Annotated in this window: 14 protein-coding genes; 10 read left to right on the top strand and 4 right to left on the bottom strand. The window is 71.4% G+C overall.

What is annotated here, in order from left to right:
• Positions 1-14: 14 nt before the first annotated feature.
• On the bottom strand, positions 15-1,058 hold the full coding sequence (locus HET64_RS13935; protein ID WP_215105362.1) for a LacI family DNA-binding transcriptional regulator: 1,044 nt from the start codon (positions 1,056-1,058) through the stop codon (positions 15-17).
• A gap of 346 nt (positions 1,059-1,404) precedes the next feature.
• Here HET64_RS13935 and HET64_RS13930 point away from each other — a divergent pair, with 346 nt between their 5' ends.
• From HET64_RS13930 to HET64_RS13890, 9 genes are all read left to right on the top strand, one after another.
• Positions 1,405-2,676, top strand: coding sequence for an extracellular solute-binding protein (locus HET64_RS13930; RefSeq protein WP_215105355.1), 1,272 nt, complete (start codon positions 1,405-1,407; stop codon positions 2,674-2,676).
• Positions 2,677-2,695: 19 nt separating this feature from the next.
• Complete coding sequence (locus HET64_RS13925) at positions 2,696-3,715, top strand: carbohydrate ABC transporter permease (RefSeq protein WP_215105353.1); 1,020 nt, start codon at positions 2,696-2,698, stop codon at positions 3,713-3,715.
• A complete protein-coding gene (locus HET64_RS13920; RefSeq protein WP_215105351.1) occupies positions 3,712-4,590 on the top strand; it encodes a sugar ABC transporter permease in 879 nt (292 codons plus the stop codon). Before HET64_RS13925 ends, HET64_RS13920 begins: the two co-directional genes overlap by 4 nt.
• Before the next feature lie 115 nt (positions 4,591-4,705).
• Positions 4,706-6,382, top strand: coding sequence for a glycoside hydrolase family 13 protein (locus HET64_RS13915; protein WP_215105349.1), 1,677 nt, complete (start codon positions 4,706-4,708; stop codon positions 6,380-6,382).
• Positions 6,367-7,425 carry a LacI family DNA-binding transcriptional regulator gene (locus tag HET64_RS13910; RefSeq protein WP_215105347.1) on the top strand — a complete coding sequence of 353 codons (1,059 nt, stop codon included), beginning with the start codon at positions 6,367-6,369 and terminating at the stop codon, positions 7,423-7,425. Before HET64_RS13915 ends, HET64_RS13910 begins: the two co-directional genes overlap by 16 nt.
• Before the next feature lie 463 nt (positions 7,426-7,888).
• Complete coding sequence (locus HET64_RS13905) at positions 7,889-9,619, top strand: carbohydrate-binding module family 20 domain-containing protein (protein ID WP_215105345.1); 1,731 nt, start codon at positions 7,889-7,891, stop codon at positions 9,617-9,619.
• A 112-nt stretch (positions 9,620-9,731) separates the two neighbouring features.
• On the top strand, positions 9,732-15,050 hold the full coding sequence (pulA, locus tag HET64_RS13900) for a pullulanase-type alpha-1,6-glucosidase (RefSeq protein ID WP_215105343.1): 5,319 nt from the start codon (positions 9,732-9,734) through the stop codon (positions 15,048-15,050).
• A gap of 179 nt (positions 15,051-15,229) precedes the next feature.
• Positions 15,230-17,413: an NB-ARC domain-containing protein gene (locus tag HET64_RS13895; RefSeq protein ID WP_215105341.1), complete on the top strand. Its 2,184-nt coding sequence runs from the start codon at positions 15,230-15,232 to the stop codon at positions 17,411-17,413.
• A 127-nt stretch (positions 17,414-17,540) separates the two neighbouring features.
• Positions 17,541-18,245: a DUF2470 domain-containing protein gene (locus HET64_RS13890; RefSeq protein WP_215105339.1), complete on the top strand. Its 705-nt coding sequence runs from the start codon at positions 17,541-17,543 to the stop codon at positions 18,243-18,245.
• 14 nt (positions 18,246-18,259) lie between these two features.
• Here the strand turns inward: HET64_RS13890 and HET64_RS13885 are convergent, their stop codons facing one another.
• Positions 18,260-18,985 carry a TetR/AcrR family transcriptional regulator gene (locus tag HET64_RS13885; protein ID WP_215105336.1) on the bottom strand — a complete coding sequence of 242 codons (726 nt, stop codon included), beginning with the start codon at positions 18,983-18,985 and terminating at the stop codon, positions 18,260-18,262.
• A 705-nt stretch (positions 18,986-19,690) separates the two neighbouring features.
• Here HET64_RS13885 and HET64_RS13880 point away from each other — a divergent pair.
• A complete protein-coding gene (locus tag HET64_RS13880; RefSeq protein WP_215105334.1) occupies positions 19,691-22,753 on the top strand; it encodes an AfsR/SARP family transcriptional regulator in 3,063 nt (1,020 codons plus the stop codon).
• Positions 22,754-22,764: 11 nt separating this feature from the next.
• Here the strand turns inward: HET64_RS13880 and HET64_RS13875 are convergent, their stop codons facing one another.
• Positions 22,765-22,947 carry a hypothetical protein gene (locus tag HET64_RS13875; RefSeq protein ID WP_215105332.1) on the bottom strand — a complete coding sequence of 61 codons (183 nt, stop codon included), beginning with the start codon at positions 22,945-22,947 and terminating at the stop codon, positions 22,765-22,767.
• 100 nt (positions 22,948-23,047) lie between these two features.
• Positions 23,048-23,692 (bottom strand): hypothetical protein, encoded by a 645-nt coding sequence (locus HET64_RS13870; RefSeq protein ID WP_215105330.1) that lies wholly within the window; start codon positions 23,690-23,692, stop codon positions 23,048-23,050.
• Between the last annotated feature and the right edge of the window lie 79 nt (positions 23,693-23,771).

Raw genomic sequence — 23,771 nt, 5'->3', positions numbered from 1 at the left:
GCACATTCTGCGTCTCAGGGACGAGAGGGCGACCCTGAGCCGCCTGCGGGGCCCGAGGCCGTCGAGCCGCGAACCACCAGCTCAGGCATGAAGACGAACTCACTGTGGGGTGCCGGGGTTCCGCCGATCTCCTCCAGGAGCGTGCGGACGGCGGCCTGGCCCATCGCCGTCACCGGCTGCCGGATCGTCGTCAGCGGCGGGTCCGTGAACGCTATGAGCGGCGAGTCGTCGTAGCCCACGACCGAGAGATCGCGCGGCACGTCCTTCGACAGCCGGCGGGCCGCCCGGATCGCCCCGAGCGCCATCATGTCGCTCGCGCACACGACCGCCGTGCAGCCGCGCTCCATCAGGGCGGAGGCGGCGGCCTGGCCGCCTTCCAGCGTGTACAGGGAGTGCTGGATCAGCTCCTCCACCTCGTCCGGTGCGAGGCCCAGCTGCTCCCGCATCGTGGCGTGGAAGCCCTCGATCTTGCGGAGCACCGGCACGAAGCGCTTGGGGCCGACCGCCAGACCGATACGGGTGTGGCCCAGGGCCACCAGATGCGTCACCGCGAGGCGCATCGCCGCCCGGTCGTCCGGTGAGATGAAGGGCGCCTGCACCTTGGCGGAGAAACCGTTCACCAGGACGAACGGGACGCCTTGGCCGCGCAGTTGCTCGTAGCGTTGCATATCGGCGGAGGTGTCCGCGTGCAGCCCGGAGACGAAGATGATGCCGGAAACGCCCCGGTCCACCAGCATTTCGGTGAGTTCGTCCTCGGTGGAGCCGCCGGGCGTCTGGGTCGCCAGTACCGGGGTGTAGCCCTGCCGGGTCAGCGCCTGGCCGATGACCTGCGCCAGCGCCGGGAAGATCGGGTTCTCCAGCTCCGGGGTGATCAGGCCGACCAGTCCCGCGCTGCGCCTGCGCAGCCGCACCGGGCGTTCGTACCCCAGCACGTCGAGTGCCGCGAGGACGGATTCGCGGGTGGTCGCCGCGACTCCGGGCTTGCCGTTCAGGACCCGGCTGACCGTTGCTTCGCTGACCCCCGCCTGAGTTGCGATATCGGCAAGCCGTGCGGTCATGGGATGGGACTGTACCGGGCCCGTGTCGGATTGCCCACCGTGCGAGGGGTGGTGCGGGGGAGGGTGCCAGGGGGTTCTCCGGCAACGCCTTGCAAGGACTTGCGGCCCCGGATCGCGGGCTGCGGTCGGATCGTCGCACTGCGGATATGCCGTGTCCCGCCTGCCCCTGCCAGGGGTGAGTGACCCTCGTCAAGGGGCTTGACGGCAACCTTGAGGACACGCGAATGTAACGATCACCAAGGCTTGCAGAAATCTTCCGCAAGCTCTTTCGGTCGTCTTTCATCCTTGTTACGTTCACGTCGACCCGGCGCCGCGACGGAGCGGTACGGCAGTTGAAGGAGTTCAGATGCGACGTGGCATAACGGCCACCGCCCTGGTCGCGGCCCTGGCGCTCGCGGCGACCGCCTGCGGCAGCGACGAAGAGTCCGGCGGCGGCAAGAGCTCGGGCGAGCTCTCCGGCACGGTGACCTGGTGGGACACCTCCAGCGTCGGCAGTGAGGACAAGGTCTTCAAGAAGCTGGCCGAGGGCTTCGAGAAGAAGCACCCGAAGGTCGACGTCAAGTACGTCAACGTGCCCTTCGGCGACGCGCAGAACAAGTTCAAGAACGCCGCCCAGGCCGGCGACGGCGCCCCCGACGTGATCCGCTCCGAGGTCGCCTGGACGCCGGACTTCGCCAACCTCGGCTACCTGGCCCCGCTGGACGGCACCGCCGCCCTGAAGAACCAGGACGACTTCCTCAAGCAGGCCGTCGCCTCCACCGAGTACGACGGCAAGACCTACGCCGTCCCGCAGGTCATCGACTCCATGGGCATCTTCTACAACAAGAAGCTGCTCAAGGAGGCCGGCGTCGAGGCGCCCGCCAACCTGGACGACCTCAAGACCGCCGCGAAGAAGATCAAGGACAAGACCGGCAAGACCGGTCTCTACCTGCGCGGCGACGACCCGTACTACTTCCTCTCCTTCCTCTACGGCGAGGGCGGCGACCTCGTCGACGCCGGATCCAAGTCCATCACCGTGGACAAGCCCGAGGGCGTCAAGGCCTTCAAGGCGGTCAAGGCCCTGGTCGATGACGGCACCGCGAAGACGGACGCCTCGGACGGCTGGGAGAACATGATGCAGTCGTTCAAGGGCGGCGACGTCGCGATGATGATCAACGGCCCCTGGGCCGTCGCCGACACCCTGACCGGCAAGGAGTTCACGGACAAGGACAACCTGGGCATCGCCCCGGTCCCGGCCGGCTCCGCCGCCCAGGGAGCCCCGCAGGGCGGCCACAACCTCGCCGTCTACGCGGGCTCCAAGAACCTCGACGCCTCCTACGCCTTCGTCGAGTACATGACGTCCGTGGACAGCCAGGCCACCGCCGCCGGCGAGCTGAACCTGCTGCCCACCCGTACCTCCGCGTACGCCAAGCAGGAAGCCGTGGACAGCGAGATCGTCGGCTTCTTCAAGCCGGTCGTCGAGACCGCCGTCGAGCGCCCCTGGATCCCCGAGGGCGGCAGCCTCTTCGCCCCGCTCGGCATCGAGTACACCAAGGTCCTCACCGGCCAGACCACGCCGGAGAAGGCCGCGAAGTCGACCGGCGACTCCTACCGCAAGCTCCTCGAGGGCTGGAAGTAACAGGAAGGTTGGCCGACTGATGGCTGTCCACACCAGCCAGTCGGTGGTGAAGGCCGCGGGCGAGAACATCGCCCGCGGCCGGAGCCGCGGTACTGGCACCCCACCACCGAAGCCCGGCCGTCTGAGGCGGGCGCTGTCGGTCCACTGGTACGCCTGGGCCATGGTCGCCCCGGTCGTCGTCGTGATCGGCGTGATCATCGGCTATCCGCTGGTCCGTGGCGTCTACCTCTCGATGACCGACGCGGACGAGCGCAACGTCGCCCGCTCCATCGGCGTCAACGAGATCCCCGCCACCTACGAGTTCGTCGGCGCGGACAACTACATCGACGCGCTGACCGGCTCGCAGTTCCTCGGCACGCTCGGCTGGACGCTGGTGTGGACCGTCTCCTGCGTGAGCGTCACGTTCGTCCTCGGCATGGCCCTGGCGAACATCCTCAACCGCCGCATCGCCGGACGCTCCGCCTACCGCATGGCCCTCATCCTGCCCTGGGCCATCCCCGGCTTCGTCTCCGTCTTCGCCTGGCGCTTCCTCTACAACGAGGAGCGCGGTCTGCTCAACAAGGTCCTCGGCGGCGCCGGCATCGACGCCGTGCCGTGGCTGAACGACCCGACCTGGGCCAAGTTCGCGGTCATCGCCGTCAACGTCTGGCTCGGCATCCCGTTCATGATGGTCGCCCTCCTCGGCGGACTCCAGTCCATCCCCTCCGAGCAGTACGAGGCGGCCGAGATGGACGGTGCCACCGCCTGGCAGCGCTTCCGCCACATCACGCTGCCCGGACTGCGCCCGGTCTCCACCACGGTGGTCCTGCTCTCCACCATCTGGACCTTCAACATGTTCCCGGTGATCTTCCTGCTGACCCGCGGCGGACCCGGCGAGGCCACCCAGATCCTCGTGACCCAGGCGTACAAGTTCTCCTTCGAGATCAGCCCGCGCGACTACGCGCAGTCCTCCACCTGGGGCGTGCTGATCCTCGTACTCCTGATGCTCTTCGCCCTCGTCTACCGGCGAGTCCTGCGCTCCCAGGGAGACAACTGGTGACCACCGCGACCGACACCCCCGCCCGGCACGGCGCCCCCAAGGTCCGGCTGCGCGGCGAGCGCTCCCCGCTCGCCTCCGTCGCCCTGCACCTCACCCTGATCGTCGCCTCGGTGATCGCGGTCTTCCCGGTGCTGTGGGTCCTGCTGACCTCGCTCAAGCCCGCCAAGTTCGCGACCACCACGGACTTCTTCCGCGAGACGACGTTCGTCAACTACACGAACCTGATCCGCGACACGGAGTTCCTGAACTGGTTCGCCAACTCCGTGATCATCTCCGCGCTCTCCACCGTGATCGGCGTCTTCGTCGCCGCCACCACCGGATACGCGGTGAGCCGCTTCCGCTTCCCCGGCAAGCGCGGACTGATGTGGACGCTGCTGATCACCCAGATGTTCCCGGTCGCCGTCCTCATCGTGCCGATCTACAACATCATGTCGAGCCTCGGGCTGCTGAACCAGCCCGCCGGACTCGTCATCACCTACCTCACCATCTCGGTGCCGTTCTGCGCCTGGATGATGAAGGGCTTCTTCGACACCATCCCGCGCGAGATCGACGAGTCGGGCGAGGTCGACGGCCTCACCCCGTTCGGCACCTTCTTCCGCCTGATCCTGCCGCTGGCCAAGCCGGGCCTCGCGGTCACCGCGTTCTACTCCTTCATCACCGCCTGGGGCGAAGTGGCGTACGCCTCCGCCTTCCTGGTCGGCGACGAGAACCTCACGCTGGCCGGCGGACTCCAGAAGTTCGTCAACCAGTACGGAGCCCAGTGGGGCCCCATGACCGCGGCCTCCGTGCTCATCGCCATCCCGGCCGCCCTGGTGTTCCTCTTCGCCCAGAAGCACCTGGTCACCGGCATGTCCGCCGGAGCCGTCAAGGGCTGACCCCCCTGGCCACCCGCACCAGCACCCGCACGCACCACCGCACCCGTCACGGCGGCGCCGGAAACCCCGACCCGGTCCCCGGCGCCGCTCCCCACCCAGACACCCCAGGGACGACATGACCCAGCACCTCGCTGCCCCCTCCACCGGCACGTCCGACGACGCCCCGGGCCACCGCACCGGCTGGTGGCAGGACGCGGTGATCTACCAGGTCTATCCGCGGAGCTTCGCCGACGGCAACGGTGACGGCATGGGCGACCTCGCCGGCGTCACCGCCCGCCTGCCCCACCTGAAGGACCTGGGCGTCGACGCGGTCTGGCTCAGCCCCTTCTACGCCTCCCCGCAGGCCGACGCGGGCTACGACGTCGCCGACTACCGGGCCATCGACCCGATGTTCGGCAACCTGCTGGACGCCGACGCGCTGATCCGCGAGGCCCACGGCCTGGGCCTGCGCATCATCGTCGACCTGGTCCCCAACCACTCCTCCGACCAGCACGAGTGGTTCAAGCGCGCCCTGGCCGAGGGCCCCGGCTCCGCGCTGCGCGAGCGCTACCACTTCCGTCCCGGAAAGGGCGACGCGGGCGAACTGCCGCCCAACGACTGGGAGTCCATCTTCGGCGGCCCCGCCTGGACCCGTACGGTGAACCCCGACGGCACCCCCGGCGACTGGTACCTCCACCTCTTCGCCCCCGAGCAGCCCGACTTCAACTGGGAGCACCCGGCCGTCGCCGACGAGTTCCGCTCCATCCTGCGCTTCTGGCTCGACATGGGCGTCGACGGCTTCCGCGTCGACGTCGCCCACGGCCTCGTCAAGGCCGAGGGACTGCCCGACCTCGGCTCCCACGACCAGCTCAAGCTGCTCGGCAACGACGTCATGCCCTTCTTCGACCAGGACGGCGTGCACGCGATCTACCGCAGCTGGCGCACCATCCTCGACGAGTACCCGGGCGAGAGGATCGCCGTCGCCGAGGCGTGGACCCCGACCGTCGAGCGGACCGCCAACTACGTGCGCCCCGACGAGATGCACCAGGCGTTCAACTTCCAGTACCTGGCCACCGCCTGGGACGCCGCCGAACTGCGCGAGGTCATCGACTCCTCGCTCGACGCGATGCGCCCGGTCGGCGCCCCCACCACCTGGGTGCTGTCCAACCACGACGTCACCCGGCACGCCACCCGCTTCGCCAACCCGGCGGGCCTCGGCACCCAGATCCGCACCCCCGGCGACCGTGAGCTGGGCCTGCGCCGGGCCCGCGCCGCCTCGCTGCTGATGCTCGCCCTGCCCGGCTCGGCCTACGTCTACCAGGGCGAGGAGCTCGGCCTGCCCGACGTCACCGACCTGCCCGACGAGGCCCGCCAGGACCCCTCGTTCTTCCGCGCCGAGGGCCAGGACGGCTTCCGCGACGGCTGCCGCGTCCCGATCCCGTGGACCCGTGAGGGCAGCAGCCACGGCTTCGGCGACGGCGGCAGCTGGCTCCCGCAGCCCGCGGGCTGGGGCGAGCTGTCCGTCGAGGCCCAGACCGGCGTGGAGGGCTCCACCCTGGAGCTGTACCGCGCCGCCATCGCCGCCCGCCGGGAGCACCCCGGCCTCGGCGCGGGCACCGACGTCGAGTGGCTGGACGGCCCCGACGGCGTCCTCGTCCTCGCCCGCCCCGGCTTCGTCTGCACCGTCAACACCACCGGCGCCCCCGTCCGTATCGCCGCCCGCGGCCGGGTGCTGCTCGCCAGCTCCCCGGTCACCGTGGACGGTGCCGAGGCCGAGCTGCCCGCCGACACCACGGTGTGGTGGACGGTGTGACACTGCCCGCGCCCAGGACCACCGCTGCGCCCCGCCTCTCCGACATCGCCGGACAGGCGGCGGTCAGCGAGGCGACGGTCAGCCGGGTCCTGAACGGGAAGCAGGGCGTCGCGGACTCCACGCGGCAGCGGGTGCTCGCGGCGCTCGACATCCTGGGCTACGAGCGGCCCGTACGGCTGCGGCAGCGCAGCGCCGGACTGATCGGCCTGGTGACTCCCGAACTCACCAACCCGATCTTCCCGGCGTTCGCGCAGTCCGTCGAACAGGTGCTGGCCGGGCACGGCTACACCCCCGTGCTCTGCACCCAGCTGCCGGGCGGTGCGACGGAGGACGAGCTCGTCGAGCAGCTCGTCGAGCGGGGCGTCGGCGGCATCGTCTTCCTCTCCGGGCTGCACGCGGACACCTCCGCCGACCCGGGCCGGTACGCCGCGCTCACCGAGCGCGGCGTGCCGTTCGTCCTGATCAACGGCTACAACGAGCGCATCAGCGCCCCGTTCGTCTCGCCCGACGACAACGCCGCCGTACGGATGGCCCTGGGGCACCTCGCCGACCTCGGCCACCGCCGGATCGGCCTGGCCATCGGCCCGCAGCGCTACGTCCCCTCCCGCCGCAAGCGCGACGGGTTCGTGGAGGCGGCCGTCTCGCTGCTCGGCATGGACCGGTCCGAGGCCGAACTGCTCGTCTGCTCAACGCTGTTCAGCGTCGAGGGCGGTCAGGTGGCGGCCGGCGCCCTGCTGGACGCGGGCTGCACGGGCATCGTCTGCGGCAGCGACCTGATGGCGCTGGGCGTGGTGCGCGCCGCCCGGGGGAGGGGTCTCGACGTGCCCCGTGACGTCTCCGTCGTCGGCTTCGACGACTCGCAGCTCATCGCGTTCACCGACCCGCCGCTGACCACGGTGCGCCAGCCCGTGCAGGCGATGGCGGCGGCCGCCGTGGGCGCGCTGCTGGAGGAGATCGGGGGCAGCCCGGTGCAGCGCACCGAGTACGTCTTCCAGCCGGAGCTGGTCGTACGGGGCTCGACGGCGGCGGTACGCAGCGGCTGAACCGCGAAGCGGCAGCCGGCTCGTACGGGGACGGGCACGCACAGGAGAGGCACCAGGAGTCGGCCCAGGACGGGCCGGCGGGGAGTTGTAGCGACTCCGGGTGCCTCTCTTGCCGTGACCGGCCCGGCCGGCCGGGCGCGTGGGGTCCGACGACGTGAAGCGGTGCCGGATCCCCCGGCCGACCGGACCGGAGTCGGGATGAAACGTAACAGGCCCGCAATATCTTGCGAAAGGCCTTGCAGTAAGAAATCGCGAGGAACTCAGGAAGAAAACTCCGTTGTTTCGCGGATGTGAGCGGGGGGTGTCCAAAGGGTTGACCGGCGGGGGGAGGGCTCGTACGGTCTGCTCCGCGGCAAGGTTTGCATTCTTGCAGCAAGAACCTTCAGGAGCCTTGAGGGCACGGCGCGTTGCCGGCTGAGGCTGCACCGTCATCCCCGCTTCCCCCACCCGCAGGAGGAAAGACATGGCACGCAGACCCCTGTCTGCCGCGCTCGCCCTGGTGGCCGGCGCCGCCGCCCTCGTCGTCCCCACCGGATTCGGCGCCGCAGGCACCGCACAGGCCGCCGCCCCGGGCGACAAGGACGTCACCGCCGTGATGTTCGAGTGGAAGTTCGCCTCCATAGCCAAGGCCTGCACGGACACCCTCGGTCCGGCGGGCTACGGCTACGTCCAGGTCTCGCCGCCCCAGGAACACATCCAGGGTGGCCAGTGGTGGACGTCCTACCAGCCCGTCAGCTACCGGATCGCCGGCCGGCTCGGCGACCGGGCCGCCTTCTCCGCCATGGTGAACACGTGTCACTCGGCCGGGGTCAAGGTCATCGCCGACTCCGTCATCAACCACATGTCGGCGGGCAGCGGCACCGGCACCGGAGGCTCCGCGTACACCAAGTACGACTACCCGGGCCTCTACTCCGGCAACGACCTCGACGACTGCCGGTCCCAGATCAACAACTACAACGACCGCGGCAACGTCCAGAACTGCGAACTGGTCGGCCTGGCCGACCTGGACACCGGCGAGGACTACGTACGCGGGAAGATCGCCGGCTACCTCAACGACCTGCTCTCGCTCGGCGTCGACGGCTTCCGGATCGACGCCGCCAAGCACATGCCCGCCGGCGACCTCGCCAACATCAAGTCCCGGCTGAGCAACCCGAACGTCTACTGGAAGCACGAGGCGATCTTCGGGGCCGGTGAGGCCGTCTCGCCCTCCGAGTACCTCGGCAGCGGAGACGTCCAGGAGTTCCGGTACGGGCGGAGCCTCAAGCAGGTCTTCCTCAACGAGAACCTCGCCCACCTGAAGAACTTCGGCGAGGGCTGGGGCTTCATGGAGTCCGGCAGGTCCGCCGTCTTCGTCGACAACCACGACACGGAGCGCGGCGGCGACACCCTCAACTACAAGAACGGCTCCGCCTACACCCTGGCCGGTGTCTTCATGCTGGCCTGGCCCTACGGCTCCCCGGACGTCCACTCCGGCTACGAGTTCAGCGACCACGACGCCGGACCGCCGAACGGCGGCCAGGTGAACGCCTGCTACAGCGACGGCTGGAAGTGCCAGCACGCCTGGCGCGAGATCTCCTCCATGGTCGGGCTCCGCAACACGGCGCGTGGCCAGGGAGTCACCAACTGGTGGGACAACGGCGCCGACCAGATCGCGTTCGGCCGGGGGAACAAGGCGTACGTCGCCATCAACCACGAGGGCTCCGCACTGAACCGGACCTTCCAGACCTCGCTGCCCGCCGGCGACTACTGCGACGTCCAGTCCGGCAGGGGCGTCAGCGTCAACGGCTCCGGCCAGTTCACCGCCACCGTCGCGGCCGGCACCGCCGTCGCCCTGCACACCGGCGCCCGGACGTGCGGGGGAGGCGGCACGAACCCCGACCCGGACCCCGGCAACGGCACCTCCGGCGCCTCCTTCGGCGTCAACGCCACCACCCAGCCCGGCCAGAACATCCACGTCACCGGCGACCACGCCGCCCTCGGCAACTGGAACCCGGCGAACGCGCCGAAGCTCGACCCGGCGGCGTACCCCGTCTGGGAGCTGGACGTGAACCTGCCCGCCGGGACCACGTTCACCTACAAGTACGTCCGCAAGGACGCGGGCTCCAACGTCACCTGGGAGAGCGGAGCCAACCGCACCGCCACCGTCCCGGCCTCCGGGAAGGTCACGCTGACCGCCGACGTCTGGCGCGGCTGACCCCACCCCCAGCGGGCCGGTGGCATCGCCCGCCGGCCCGCTTCCGCGCTGATCGACCCAGCGCTCGGCGAACCGCTCGACCTACCGATCAAGCCCCCAAGGAGCACCCTCCGTGTCCCGAACCATCCTCGGACGATGGACGGTGGCCGCCCTGTGCGCGGCGCTGCTGCCCGTCGTCCCGGCGGCCACCGCCGCCGCGTCGCCCCGGCCGCCGGCCCCGCCCTCGGACGCGAGACTCGCCCGTGAGGCGGACCGGCACGACCTCACGCGCGAGCAGTTCTACTTCGTGCTGCCCGACCGGTTCGCCAACGGCGACGCCTCCAACGACCGGGGCGGACTGACCGGATCGCGGCTGGAGCACGGCTACGACCCCACCGACAAGGGGTTCTACCAGGGCGGCGACCTCAAGGGCCTCACCCGGAAGCTCGACTACATCAAGGAGCTCGGCACCACCGCCATCTGGATGGCGCCGATCTTCAAGAACCGGCCCGTGCAGGGCACCGGCAAGGACGCCTCGGCGGGCTACCACGGCTACTGGATCACCGACTTCACCCAGGTCGACCCGCACTTCGGCACCAACGCCGACCTGGAGCGGCTGATCGACAAGGCCCACGCCAAGGGCATGAAGGTCTTCTTCGACGTCATCACCAACCACACCGCCGACACCGTCGACTACGCGGAGAAGGCCTACGGCTACAAGCCGAAGGGCGCCTTCCCCCACCTCGACGCGGACGGCCGCCCCTTCGACGACCGTGACGGCGTGAAGAAGGTGGACCGGGACTCCTTCCCGTACACCCCGGTGCAGGCCCCCGGCACCGGGAAGAAGGTCCCGTCCTGGCTCGACGACCCCACCATGTACCACAACCGGGGCGACTCGACGTGGGCCGGCGAGTCCAACGAGTACGGCGACTTCTCCGGGCTCGACGACCTGTGGACCGAGCGTCCCGAGGTCGTGAAGGGCATGGAGAAGATCTACGAGAAGTGGGTCCGCGACTTCGACATCGACGGCTTCCGCATCGACACGGTCAAACACGTCGACCTGGACTTCTGGACCCAGTGGGCCACCGCGCTCGACGCGTACGCCGAGCGGCGCGGCCGGGACGACTTCTTCATGTTCGGTGAGGTCTACTCCGCCGACACCGAGGTGACCTCCCCGTACGTCACCCGGGGCCGCCTGGACTCCACGCTGGACTTCCCGTTCCAGGACGCGGCCCGGCAGTTCGCCTCCCAGGGCGCCCCCGCCGACAAGCTCGCCTCGGTGTACGGCAACGACTACCGCTACACCACCGACAAGGCCAACGCCTACGAGCAGGTCACCTTCCTCGGCAACCACGACATGGGCCGCATCGGGACCTTCCTGAAGCAGGACAACCCGAAGGCCGACGACGCCGAGCTGCTGAAGCGGGCCCGGCTCGCCAACGAGCTGATGTTCCTCGGCCGGGGCAACCCGGTGATCTACTACGGCGACGAACAGGGCTTCACCGGCGCCGGCGGCGACAAGGACTCCCGCCAGACGCTCTTCGCCTCGAAGACCGCCGACTACCTCGACGACGACCAGCTCGGCACCGACCGCACGCACGCCTCGGACGCGTACGACACGAAGCACCCGGTCTACCGCTCCATCGCCGCCCTCGCCAAGCTCACCAAGGCCCACACGGCGCTGCGCGACGGCACCCAGACCGAGCGGCTCGCGGACGGCTCGGTGTACGCCACCTCGCGCATCGACACCCGGCGCCCGTACGAATACCTCGTCGCCTCCAACAACGGCACGAGCCCGAGGAAGATCCAGGTCGCCACCGAGTCGGCCGATATGGACTTCCGTACCCTGTACGGCGGTTCCGGCACGGTCCGCAGCGGCAAGGACAAGCGGGTCACCGTCACCGTGCCCGCCCTCTCCAGCATCGTGCTGAAGGCGGACCGGACCGTCGCCGCCCCCGCCGCCGAGCCCGCGATCTCGCTCAGGGCCCCGGCCGCCGGCGCCACCGGCACCGTCGAGATCGCCGCCGACGTGGACGGCGGACAGCTCAACCGGGTCGTCTTCGCCGCCCAGGCGGGCAACGGGAAGTGGAAGACGCTCGGGTCGGCCGACCACGCCCCGTACAAGGTCACCCAGTACCTCGACGGGACGGTGACGGCGGGAACGCCGCTGCGCTACAAGGCCGTCGTCGTCGACCGGACCGGCCGCACCTCCAGTGCCCTCGCCGCGACCACGGCGGGAGCGACCCCGCCGAAGCCGAAGCCCGTCGCCGTCGAGCGCGACCGGGCGGTCGTCCACTACCAGCGCCCCGACGGTGACTACGAGGGCTGGCAGCTGAAGTCCGGTGAGAGGACCGCCGAGTTCATCGGGCGGGACGCGTTCGGCGCGTTCGCCTGGCTCGACCTGGAGAAGGGCACCGAGTCCGTCCCGTACACCGTCGAGAAGAACGGCACGGCCGACGGCCCGCAACGGACGATCGACCTCGGCGTGACCGGACAGGTCTGGATCGAGCAGGGCAAGGACGGGCAGCGGGCCGAAGCCCCCGAGGCCCTGCCGCAGGACACCACCAAGGCCGTCCTCAACTACCACCGCCCGGACGGGAACTACGACGGGTGGGGGCTGCACACCTGGGCCGGGGCGAAGGAGCCCACCGACTGGTCCAAGCCGCTGATGCCGGTCAAGGAGAACGCCTACGGGGTCACCTTCGAGGTGCCGCTCGTGGACGGGGCCACCACACTCGGCTACATCCTGCACAAGGGCGACGAGAAGGACCTGCCCAGCGACCAGTCCCTCGACCTCGCCACGTACGGCCACGAGGTCTGGATGCTCGGCGGCAAGCCCGGCTACCTGCTCCCGCAGACCGGCGGCGGCGCGGCCCCCGACCTGTCGAAGGCCGAGGCGCAGTGGATCGACGCGGACACCGTCGTCTGGAAGGTGAAGGCCACCGACGCCACCAGCCAGCAGCTCGTGTACGCGGAGAAGGGCGGCATCTCCGTCGTCGACGGGGCGCTCTTGGACGAGGGCCGGTGGCTGCGGCTCACGCAAGCCGCGCTGAGTGACGCGCAGAGGGCGAAGTACCCGCACCTGAAGGACTATCCGGCCTTCACCGTCGACGCCCGCGACCGCGACCGGGTCCGGGAGTCCCTGCGCGGCCAGCTCGTCGCCACCCAGCGCGCCGCCAACGGCGCTCTGCTCGCCGCCACCGGCGTACAGACCGCCGGCATCCTGGACGACCTGTACGGGAAGAGGGCGGCCTCCGCCGGACTCGGCCCGGTCTTCGACAAGTCGACGCCCACGCTCTCCGTGTGGGCCCCCACCGCCCGGACCGTCTCGCTCGAACTCGACGGCCGCACCCACCCGATGAAGCGCGACGACCGCACCGGCGTCTGGTCGGTCACCGGGAAGAAGAGCTGGCGGGGCAAGCCCTACCGGTACGCCGTGACCGTCTGGGCCCCCACCGTCCAGAAGATGGTCACCAACAAGGTCACCGACCCCTACTCCACGGCCCTGACCGCCGACTCCGCACGCAGCCTCGTCGTCGACCTCACGGACCCGAAGCTCGCCCCGCGCGGCTGGTCCGGTCTGAAGAAGCCCGCCGCCACCCCGCTGCGGGACGCCCAGATCCAGGAACTGCACGTCCGCGACTTCTCGGTCACGGACCGCACGGCGAAGCACCCGGGTGAGTACCTCGCCTTCACGGACTCCCGGTCCCGGGGCATGCGGCACCTCAAGAAGCTCGCCGACTCCGGCACCAGCTACGTCCACCTGCTGCCCGTCTTCGACATCGGGACGATCCCGGAGAGGAAGAAGGACCAGCAGCAGCCCGCCTGCGATCTCCACGTCCACGCCCCCGACTCCGAGGAGCAGCAGGCCTGCGTCAGCAAGGCCGCCGCCAAGGACGGCTTCAACTGGGGCTACGACCCGCTGCACTACACCGTCCCCGAGGGCTCCTACGCCTCCGACCCGGACGGCACCGAGCGCACGGTCGAGTTCCGGAGCATGGTCCAGGGCCTCAACCGGGCCGGACTGCGCACCGTCATGGACGTCGTCTACAACCACACCGTCGCCTCCGGGCAGGACGACAAGTCGGTCCTCGACAAGATCGTGCCCGGCTACTACCAGCGGCTCCTGGAGGACGGGGGCGTCGCCACCTCCACCTGCTGCGCCAACACCGCGCCCGAGAACACGATGATGGGCAAGCTCGTCGTCGACTCGATCGTCACCTGGGCGAAGGAGTACAAGGTCGACGGCTTCCGCTTCGACCTGATGGGCCACCACCCCAAGGACAACATCCTCGCCGTCCGCGAGGCGCTGGACGGGCTCACGCCCGCCAAGGACGGCGTCGACGGCAAGAAGATCATCCTGTACGGCGAGGGCTGGAACTTCGGCGAGATCGCGGACGACGCCCGCTTCGTCCAGGCCACCCAGAAGAACATGGCCGGCACCGGCATCGCCACCTTCTCCGACCGGGGCCGCGACGCCGTGCGCGGCGGCGGCCCCTTCGACGAGGACCCCGGCGTCCAGGGCTTCGCCACCGGCCTCTACACCGACCCCAACTCCTCCCCGGCCAACGGCACCCGCGCCGAGCAGAAGGCCCGGCTGCTGCACTACCAGGACCTGATCAAGGTCGGGCTCACCGGCAATCTCGCCGACTACTCCTTCACCGACACCTCCGGCCGCACGGTCAAGGGCTCCGAGGTCGACTACAACGGGGCGCCCGCCGGATACGCGGCCGCACCCGGCGACGCCCTGGCCTACTCCGACGCCCACGACAACGAGACCCTCTTCGACACCCTCGCCTTCAAGCTCCCGGCCTCCACCACGGCAGCCGAACGGGCCAGGGCCCAGGTGGTGGCCATGGCCGCCTCCGTCCTCTCCCAGGGCCCCTCGCTCTCCCAGGCGGGCACCGACCTGCTGCGCTCCAAGTCCCTGGACCGCAACTCCTACGACAGCGGCGACTGGTTCAACGCCCTGCACTGGGACTGCCGCGACGGCAACGGCTTCGGCCGGGGCCTGCCGCCCGCCGCCGACAACCAGGACAAGTGGGCGTACGCGAAGCCGCTCCTGGCCGCCACCGGCACCATCGCGCCGAAGTGCGCGCAGATGGACGGCGCCTCGGCCGCCTACCGCGACCTGCTCACCATCCGCTCCACCGAGAAGGAGTTCTCCCTGCGCACCGCCGGCCAGGTGCAGTCCGCCCTGTCCTTCCCGCTCTCCGGCACGGCCGAGACCCCCGGCGTGATCACCATGCGCCTCGGCGACCTGGTCGTCGTCCTCAACGCCGCGCCGACCACCGCCGACCAGCGGCTCGCCGCACCGGCGGGGAAGACCTACGCACTGCACCCCGTCCAGGCCAAGGGTGCGGACCCTACTGTCAAACGAGCCAGGTACGACGGGAAATCGGCCACTTTCACCGTCCCGGGACGCACGGCGGCCGTCTTCACGCTGCGCTGACCTCCGGCAGCACTACGGTGACGGCAGACGTCGGCAAGGGAGCCGCGACAGCCGTCCTGGTTCACCGGGCCGGTCCCGCTCCCCCTCGGGGGGAGCGGGACCGGCCCGGTGCGTGCGGCAGGAGCCCCACCCGGGGCGGTCGCCTCGCCGGCGTACCCTGCCCCAGCGCCCGGACGGTGATGATGACCAAGGTGGGATACCTTCCCGACGAGACGAGCAGCTTCGTCGGGAGGCGGGCCGAACTGGCCCGGCTGGGCACCGCGTTGACCACCCGGCGGATGACCACCCTGATCGGCCCCGGCGGCGTCGGCAAGACCCGGCTCGCGCTCCGGGCCGCCCGCTCCGCCGCCGACCGTTACCCGGACGGCGCCTGGTGGGCCGACCTCTCCCCGCTCTACGACGACGGGCTGCTGCTCCCCACCGTCTCGGACGCGGTCGGACTCGCCGACCACACCCTGCGGATGCCCGTCGAGGCGCTCTGCGAATGGCTCGGCGACAAGCGCCTCCTGCTGGTCCTCGACTCCGCCGAACACCTCCGCGCCGCCTGCTCCCATCTGCTGGCCGAGATCCTGACCACCTCGTCCGGCCTGACCATCCTGGTCACCAGCAGACAGCCGCTCGGCACCCGGGGCGAGTACGTCGTCGAGGTGCCGCCGCTCCCGGTCGACGGCGCCCCCGACGCCCTCCAGCTCTTCGCCGACCGGCTGCGCGCCACGAACCCCGGGGCCGGACTCGACGCCCCGGGCGACGAGGCGGCGGCCGGCGAGATCTGCCGCCGCCTCGAAGGCATCCCGCTCGCCATCGAGCTGGCCGCCGCGGGCATCGGCCGGCACAGCGTGGCCCAGCTGGCCACCCGGATCGGCAGCCGCTTCGACGCCCGGAGCGCCGGCTTCGGCGTGTCCGGCCGGGGCGGCGGCCTCGCCATCGCCCCCGGCTCCGGAGCCCCCGGTTTCGGCACACCGGGCGCCTCCGTGGCGGACGGGGCCGGCGAGAGCCCGGACACGGCCCGCCTCGACCTCCTCGCCGACGCGACGGTGTGGCCCCGCCGCCACCGCACCCTGCGCACCGCCATCGGCTGGTCCCACGAGCTGTGCACCCCGCTGGAGCGCCTCCTGTGGGCCCGCCTCACCCCGCTGCGGACCGACTTCGACGAGGCGGTCGCCCGCGAGGTCTGCGCGGGCGGCCCGCTCACCCCGGACGAGGTGGACCGGGCGCTCCAGGGCCTCGTCGCCCAGTCCGTCGTCCAGCGCGACGGCGACCGCTACCGGATGCTCGACACCCTCCGCGAGTACGGCCGGATGTGGCTCACCGAGCTGGGCGAGGCCCGCTCCGCCGCCGACCGGCACGCGAGAAGCTTTCTCGGCCTCGCCCGCCGCGCCCATGACGGCTGGACCGGCCCGGACCAGGTGTCCTGGTACCACAAGGTGTCCGACACCCACCCCGACCTGTGCGCCGCCCTGGAGCACCTGCTCGTCCACGACGTCGGCGGGGCCCAGGAGATGGCGGGCCGCGTCGGCTTCTTCTGGGCCTGCTGCGGCCACCTCTCCGAGGCCCGGAGCTACGCTCAGCGCGCCCTGGACGCGGGCCCCGTCGACGGACCCCACCGGACCAGACTGCAATGGGTCCTCGGCGTCGCGGCCCTGCTCCAGGGCGACTTCGCGACCGCCGAGAAGTACGGCGCGCTCTGCACGGCCATCGCCCTGTACGACCGGGACGACGAGGGCATGCTCGGCGCGGCCTACCTCTCCGGCCTCACCCAGCTGATGACCGGGGAGCCCGGAGCGGCGCTGGAAGCGGCCGGGCGGGTGCTGCGGATGACCGAGGGCGTCCCGGTGGACTCGGCCCACCGGCTGCGCTGCCACCTCATCACCGTCTTCGCGCTCACCGCGCTCGGCCGGCTCACCGAGTCCGAGGCGGCGGCCACCACGCTGCGCCGGGCCTGCGAACGCGGCGGCGAATACTGGACCCGCTCCTACGCGGACTACCAACTCGCCCTGATCGCCCTCTTCCAGGACCGTCCGGCCGCCTCCGCCGCGCACGCCCGGTCGATGCTCGCGGGCAAGCACCGGCTCCGCGACAGCTTCGGCATCGCACTGGGCCTGGACATCCTGGCCGCCGCCATCGCCGCCCAGGGCGCCGGCGCGCAGGCCGCCCGGGTCTACGGCACCGGACACGCGTACTGGCGCATGGTCGGCCATCCCCAGCGCGGCACGCCCGAGCTGGGGCCGGTCCGCGAGACGTGCGAGCTCCAGGCGCGGGCGGCCGTCGGCGACGAGGCCTATCAGCGCGCCTTCGAGCGCGGCCAGTCGGACAACGCGGAGGTCGGTCTCGCCGCCGCGCTCCGCACCGAGCTTCAGCTCTGACCCGGGCGCGAGCGGGGACCGGTACACGGATGGAGTCCCCGGGCTACCCACACCCGAACCATGTGAGTAAGGTTAGGCATACCTAAGTAGCCGCTTGGGTTCCGTCGACCTCTCCTGGAGAACTCGGATGCGTCTCTCCCGCCCCCGCGCCACGCGGCCGACCCGCGCCGAGCGCGTCCGGTCGATCCTGACCGTCGCCCACTCCATGACGGTGGTCAGCGACGGACTGCACACCGAGGTCCGCCGCCTCGACGGCACGGGTGCGATGGGCCACATCCACCTGCACGCCCCGAACGACGGCGGCCACGCGCCGAGCGCCGAACGCGTCCCGGCCCGCCTGGAGTTCACGGACATCGCCCCCACCCCCGTACGCGACCGGCTGCGCGCCCGCGTCACGGTCACCGGGCTGCTCGCCGCCCCGTACGCCACCGGCACAGAGCAGAGCACCTGCATGGAGTTCGGGCAGGCCGTCCTGGAGGACGCCGAGGGGCGCACCTTCGTCACCCTGGAGGAGCTCGAAGAGGTGGAGACCGACCCGATCGCCGCCTGCGAGGCGGGCATGCTCACCCACCTGGTGGACGACCACGCCGAACTCGTCCCGCTGCTCCTGCGCCTCGTCCACCCCCGCCCGGAGCGCGGCATGACGCGGGCGGTGCCGCTGGCGATGGACCGCTTCGGGGTGACCCTGCGGCTCGAATACCCCAGCACCCACGAGGACGTCACGCTGCCGTTCCCGCGCCCGGTCACCGAGATCGACCAGGCGGGCCCGCAGATCCACGCCCTGCTGGCCGCCGCCCGCCGCGTCTCCCACCGCAACGGCCTGCCGGCCTAGGAGGAAGCAGGGGATCAGTGCGGCAGGCGCTGCGCGGGTACGGCGGGCACGTCCGGGGCGAACGCGGAGAGCCGGGCGAGCAGGTCCCCGAACGGGCCGTCCGCCGGCTCCTGGGACAGCACCCGCAGTACGATGCCCGCCATCTCCTGGTCGTACGCCGCGCTGACCGCGGCGAGCGCGGCGAAGTCGTGCACCAGCTGCTTCTCCAGCTCGGCGCGCGGGATGCGCCGCCCGTCCAGCCAGATCAGCGCCGTCGACTCGGCGAGCGAGACCCAGGAGCGGACCACCAGCTCCAGCCGGGCCGGTGGTTCGGTCACTCCGAGGTGCGTGATGATCTGCTCGTACGCGGCCTGCCGCACCCCGTCGATCATGGCGTTCGCCGTCGAGGAACCGACGGCGGGCCCGCCCCGCATCAACGCCGAGAAACCGGGGCCGTGCTCGTCGACGAAGTCGAAGAACCGCCCCATCACCCGGAGCAGCCGTGCGCCCAGGGGCCCCTCCAGGGGCTCCAGGAAACGGGTCGCCAGCTCGTCCGCGGCTCGTCGCAGCGCCGCCTCGTACAGGCTCTGCTTCCCGGGGAAGTAGTGGTACACCAACGGACGGGAGATGCCCGCGGCCGCGGCGATCTCGTCGATGGACACATCCTCGGGCGAGCGACGGCTGAACAAGTCCAGCGCGACGCCGATCAGTTGCTGTCTGCGCTCGTCGACGCCCATCCTGCGCCGCACCCCGGTCGTCATACGGACAGCCTATCCGGGGTGTGCGTGTGCGTGCCGTGCGGAGATGTGCCGTGCGTACGGTCGTCGGCCCGGCCCGCGCGCCAAGTCCCCCCGGGGCCGCACCGATTACCGACCGGGCGGTCTTGACCGGCGGCCGGGCCGCTGCCTCCCCCTCGCCGCGAGGGGGCGAGATCCGGTCGATGAAATGCGCTGATTGCGCCTCGGTCCGGGCGGTGAACGGCGATATCACGCCCCGAGTTGAGGGGATCTGCGGGGAACGCTGAGCTCCGGGCGTGTCTTTGCGTAGGCTGTACACAAGACCACCCGGTTTGTTTTCTCGTGTGCGCGGTCGCTGTCGTACCCCTGGAACACGGTTCCGGGTCGCGTACGGCACGGCGGTGCGTTGGAGGGGCGAGATGTCACGGTCAGCGGTGTTCGGATGAACGGGCGCGCGGGGACGAAATCCCGGGCGACCGGCAGCCCCGGCGACCGGGGCGGCTGTCACCGTCGGGACGGCACTGCCGTGCCCGAGGGGCGAGCCCGGCGCTGTCCGCTTCCCTAGCCCCCGTACGACACCCGGTACGGCACCCCTGCCGACTGCGGAGCAGCCCGCCCCCGCGAGGCGCCCCGGTCGGTGTTCCGGCGTGCCCGCGCACCACATCGGCCGATCACCATCAGACTTCGCGGGGCCCTGTCGAGGGCCGGCGATCCGTACACGGGCGAGGCATGTACACAGAAGACACCGAAACCGAAGCGGTGCCCGCGGCAGGTGGACTGCGTTTCCGGATCCTCGGTCCGCTGGAGGCATCGGTCGACGGAGCGCGGCTCCCGCTCGGCGGGGCGGTCCAGGAACGCGTGCTGTCCGTACTCCTCCTGGAGCCGGGCCGTGTGGTCCCCCTGCCCCGTCTCATCGAGGCGGCCTGGGGGGAGGACCCGCCGACGACCGCCTCCCACCAGGTCCGCAAGGCCGTCTCGGAGCTGCGGCGCCGCATCCCCGGGGACGCGGTCATCTCGACCGAGGGCAGCGGCTACCGCATCACCCTGGCCACGGCACAGCTCGACCTGCTGGAGTTCAACGACCGGATCCAGGCGGCCGAGCACGCCCTGCGGGAGAACCGGCGCCCCGAAGCCGTCGGCGAACTGGAATCAGCCCTCGCGCTGCGGCGCGGGGCGGTTCTCTCCGGTCAGGGCGGCTCGGTCATCGAGTCGGCGATCACCGTGCTGGAGGAACGCTGCCTGGTGGCCACCGAGGAGTACTTCACCCTGCGACTGGAGTCGGGCGCCGGCGGTGAACTGGTGGCCGACCTGCGGAACGCCGTCGCGGAGCACCCCCTGCGCGAGACCTTCCACGGCCATCTGATGCTCGCCCTGTACCGCAACGGACGCAAGGCCGAGGCGCTGCGGGAGTACGCCCAGGTCCGCGAGACCCTCGCCGACCAACTCGGCGTCGACCCCGGCCCCCCGCTGAGCAGGCTCTACGAGAAGATCCTGCGCGACGACCCCGGGCTGATGCCGCCGGAGGACAACCGGCCCCCGGCCCGCCGGCCGGGTCACGGGACCCCGGCCCTCCAGGTCTGCACCCTGCCGCAGGCGCTGCCGGACTTCACCGGCCGCTCCAGGGAACTGACCGAACTGCTGGACTGCGTCGATGCGGCCGATACCTCCGAGAGCCGGTCCGCGCGGGTCGTGGCCGTCGACGGCATGGGCGGCTCGGGCAAGACCTCGCTCGCGGTGTGGGCCGCCCACCGGCTCGCCGACCGGTTCCCCGACGGCCAGCTCTACGTGGACCTGCGCGGGTTCACCCCGGGAGAGCAGGCGCCGATGTCGCCCGGCACGGCGCTCGGCCAGCTCCTGCGAGCCATCGGCGTCAGCGACGACCGCATACCCGGTGACGTGGAGGCCCGAGCCTTCCTGTGGCGCGCCACCGTCACCGGTCGCCGACTGCTGCTGCTCCTGGACAACGCGGCGCGCGCCGAACAGGTGATGCCGGTGCTCACCGCGTCCCCGGGGTGCCTGGTCCTGGTCACCAGCCGCTCCCGGCTGGTGGATCTCGACGGCGTCAGCTGGGTCTCCGTCGGGCAGATGACACCCCAGGACAGCGCGGCCCTGGTCGCGGCGACCCTCGGCGCGGACCGGGTCGAGGCCGAGCCCGAGCCGGCGGCCGAACTCGCCGAGCTCTGCGGGCATCTGCCCCTGGCTCTGCGCATCGCCACCGCCCGGCTGCGCAACAGGTCCTCGTGGACGCTGCGCTACCTCGCGGAGCGGCTCCGCGACGAGACCCGAAGACTCGACGAGCTGCGCTCGCCACAACGCAGCGTCGCGGCGACCCTCCATCTGTCCTACATGGCTCTGAACGAGCGGCAGCGCACCGCCTTCCGCACCCTCGGACTCCACCCGAGCACCGGCATGGACGTCCACTCGACAGCCGCTCTGCTCGGCACCGACGTCCACGACGCCGAGTCGACCCTGGAGTTCCTGTTGGACATGCGGCTGGTCCAGCAGCCGGTGGTCGGCATCTACACCCTGCACGACCTGGTGCGCAGCTACGCCCGCAGCCTCTCCGACGCCACGACGGCGGGGCAGGACGCGACGGCCGCGGAACGGCTGCTGGGCTACTACCTCGCGGCGACCGACACCGCCTGCCAGGTCCTCTTCCCCGGCCGGGAGCAGCGCCGTACCGGCATCCCCGCCCACGAGGGCGCTCTGCCGCTCTGGCCGGACGGGGAGGCTGTCCGGGCCTGGTTCGACCGTGAGCACAGCGGTCTGCTGGCCGCCGTCTCGCTGGCGGAACTGCACGGCCTGCACCGCCACACCGTGTGCCTCGCCCGCAACCTCAGCTTCCATCTGAACGCGCGCGGACAGTTCGACGACCTGTGGGACGTCGGGCGGACGGCGCTGGCCGCCGTCCGCGGGCTGGACGATCCTCAACTGCTCTGCGTCACGCTGTCGAACCTCGGGGTGGCCTGCTGGAAAGTGGGCCGGTTCGAGAGCGGCCTGGAGGCCGCGCAGGAGGCCAGGGAGGTCGCCGTGTCCCTGGGGGACCGGCACATCCAGGCACACAGCGAATCCATCATCGGCCTCCTCGCCTCCATGCTCGGCCGCTACGAGGAGGCGCTGGTCCTGCTCGTGGCCGCCGTCTCCCGGTCGGCCGCGCTGGGCGCCCGCCGGGCCGAGGCCGAGGGACGGTCCACCCTGAGCACGCTGTACGGGAACTGGGGCCGGTACACCGAGGCCGCGGAGGAGGCCGGCCGTGCTCTGGAGATCAGCCGCGCCATCGGCTACCACGGCAACCAGGTCATGTCGCTGACCGATCTCGCCTTCGCCCAGGTCGGTCTCGGGGAGCTGGCGGCGGCCGACGCGAACCTGGCCGAGGCGCGACGGCTGAGCGAGACGCGGACGGCCCAGGGAGACGTCGGCCTGGTGCTCGCCCTGTCCGCCCGGGTGGCGCACGCCCGGGGAAGGAAGGCCCAGGCCGAGGAGTTCGCCGTCCGCGCACTGGAGCTGGCCCGCTCCGGTGCTACTCCGGTGCGCCTGACCGAGGTGGAGAATCTCATCGGGCACCTGCGATCGGAGTCCGGGGCGTACGAGTCGGCCCTCGATCTGCACCGCCACGCCCACCGGTCCGCCGTGAACATGGGCTTCCGTTCCGAGGAGGCGTCCGCTCTGACCGGCCTCGCGCGGGCGCTGGAGGCCCTCGGCGACGAGGAGTCCGCCCGGGATCACCGCACCGAGGCGGCCCGGCTCTACGCGGTCATGGGTGTCCGGGACCCCCTGACCGTCGCCGCCTGAGCACGCGGAGGTCAGGGCTTGACCGGCGGCGTGGCGGGACCGGCGTTGTTGGCCAGGACCACCGTGGCGCCGGCGGGGCCGACCTCGGGCACGTCGTTCACGGCGGCGACCGTGAGAGCGAGTCCGGTCATCACGAGGGCCGCGAGGACTCCGGCGGCGGTGCGGGCCTGGTAGCTGTTCGGGTTCGCGCTCATGTTCGGGCTCCTACCTGGTCGGGGAGGGGTCGGGGAGAGCGGCCGGGTTCGTGGCCCGCTCTCGATGGATCCCAAGGTGCCCGGAGCCGCTCCCGGAGCGTTACCGCCTCGTTCCCGGGCCCAGGGAAGCGACCAGGAACGGCGTCCGGGCCATCTCCACCGGACGGGGACCCGCGGCGGTGAGCGCCACGCTCGTCCGCATTCCTCCCGACTCCTGTCCGATCAGATCGAGGGCGCCGCGGACCTTCTCCCGTACGTCCGCCCACAACGTCTCCCCGACCGGAGCCGCGGACGCGGGCCACGCGACGTCGAGCAGGAGGTGCATGCCCCCGACGGACACCGTGTCGACCCGGCACATCGGCACCGGCGTCCCGTCCGCCGCGCCGGGGCGCGGACGGGTGTCCTCGCCCAGGAGCCGCCGCAGTTCGGTGGCCGTCGGCGGCCACGTCCCGGTCCGCGCCGGCGGCGGGGCGAGGTGCCGCAGGACATCGAGCAGGGCCGGTTCGGCGTCCTCGCCGGACAGGACGAAGTCGAAACCGGATCGGTCGTCCGCGGCCAGCTCTCGAAGGGCCCGTACCGGGTCCGGGTGGACCAGGGTCCGCTCCGGCGGCACTCCGCCCCGGCCGCCGGGGCCGGCGTCCGGCCCGGCGCGGCGCAGCGCCCACGGTTCCAGCCCGGTGTCCGCCACGGCGCGGACCAGTTCGGCGTGGGGCGTCAGCACAAGGACTCGACAGGGCTTACGCATCAGGGCGTTCTCCTTCGGCGTCCGGCCTCGCCGGACGGATCGGGTGTACCGGCGTGGGGGGCGGCGGCGGAGCGGCGGG

Origin of the sequence: Streptomyces sp. McG3 (assembly GCF_018619185.1) — a bacterium.
In the GTDB taxonomy this organism is placed as follows: domain Bacteria; phylum Actinomycetota; class Actinomycetes; order Streptomycetales; family Streptomycetaceae; genus Streptomyces.
This window is presented reverse-complemented; position numbering and strand designations above follow the sequence as displayed.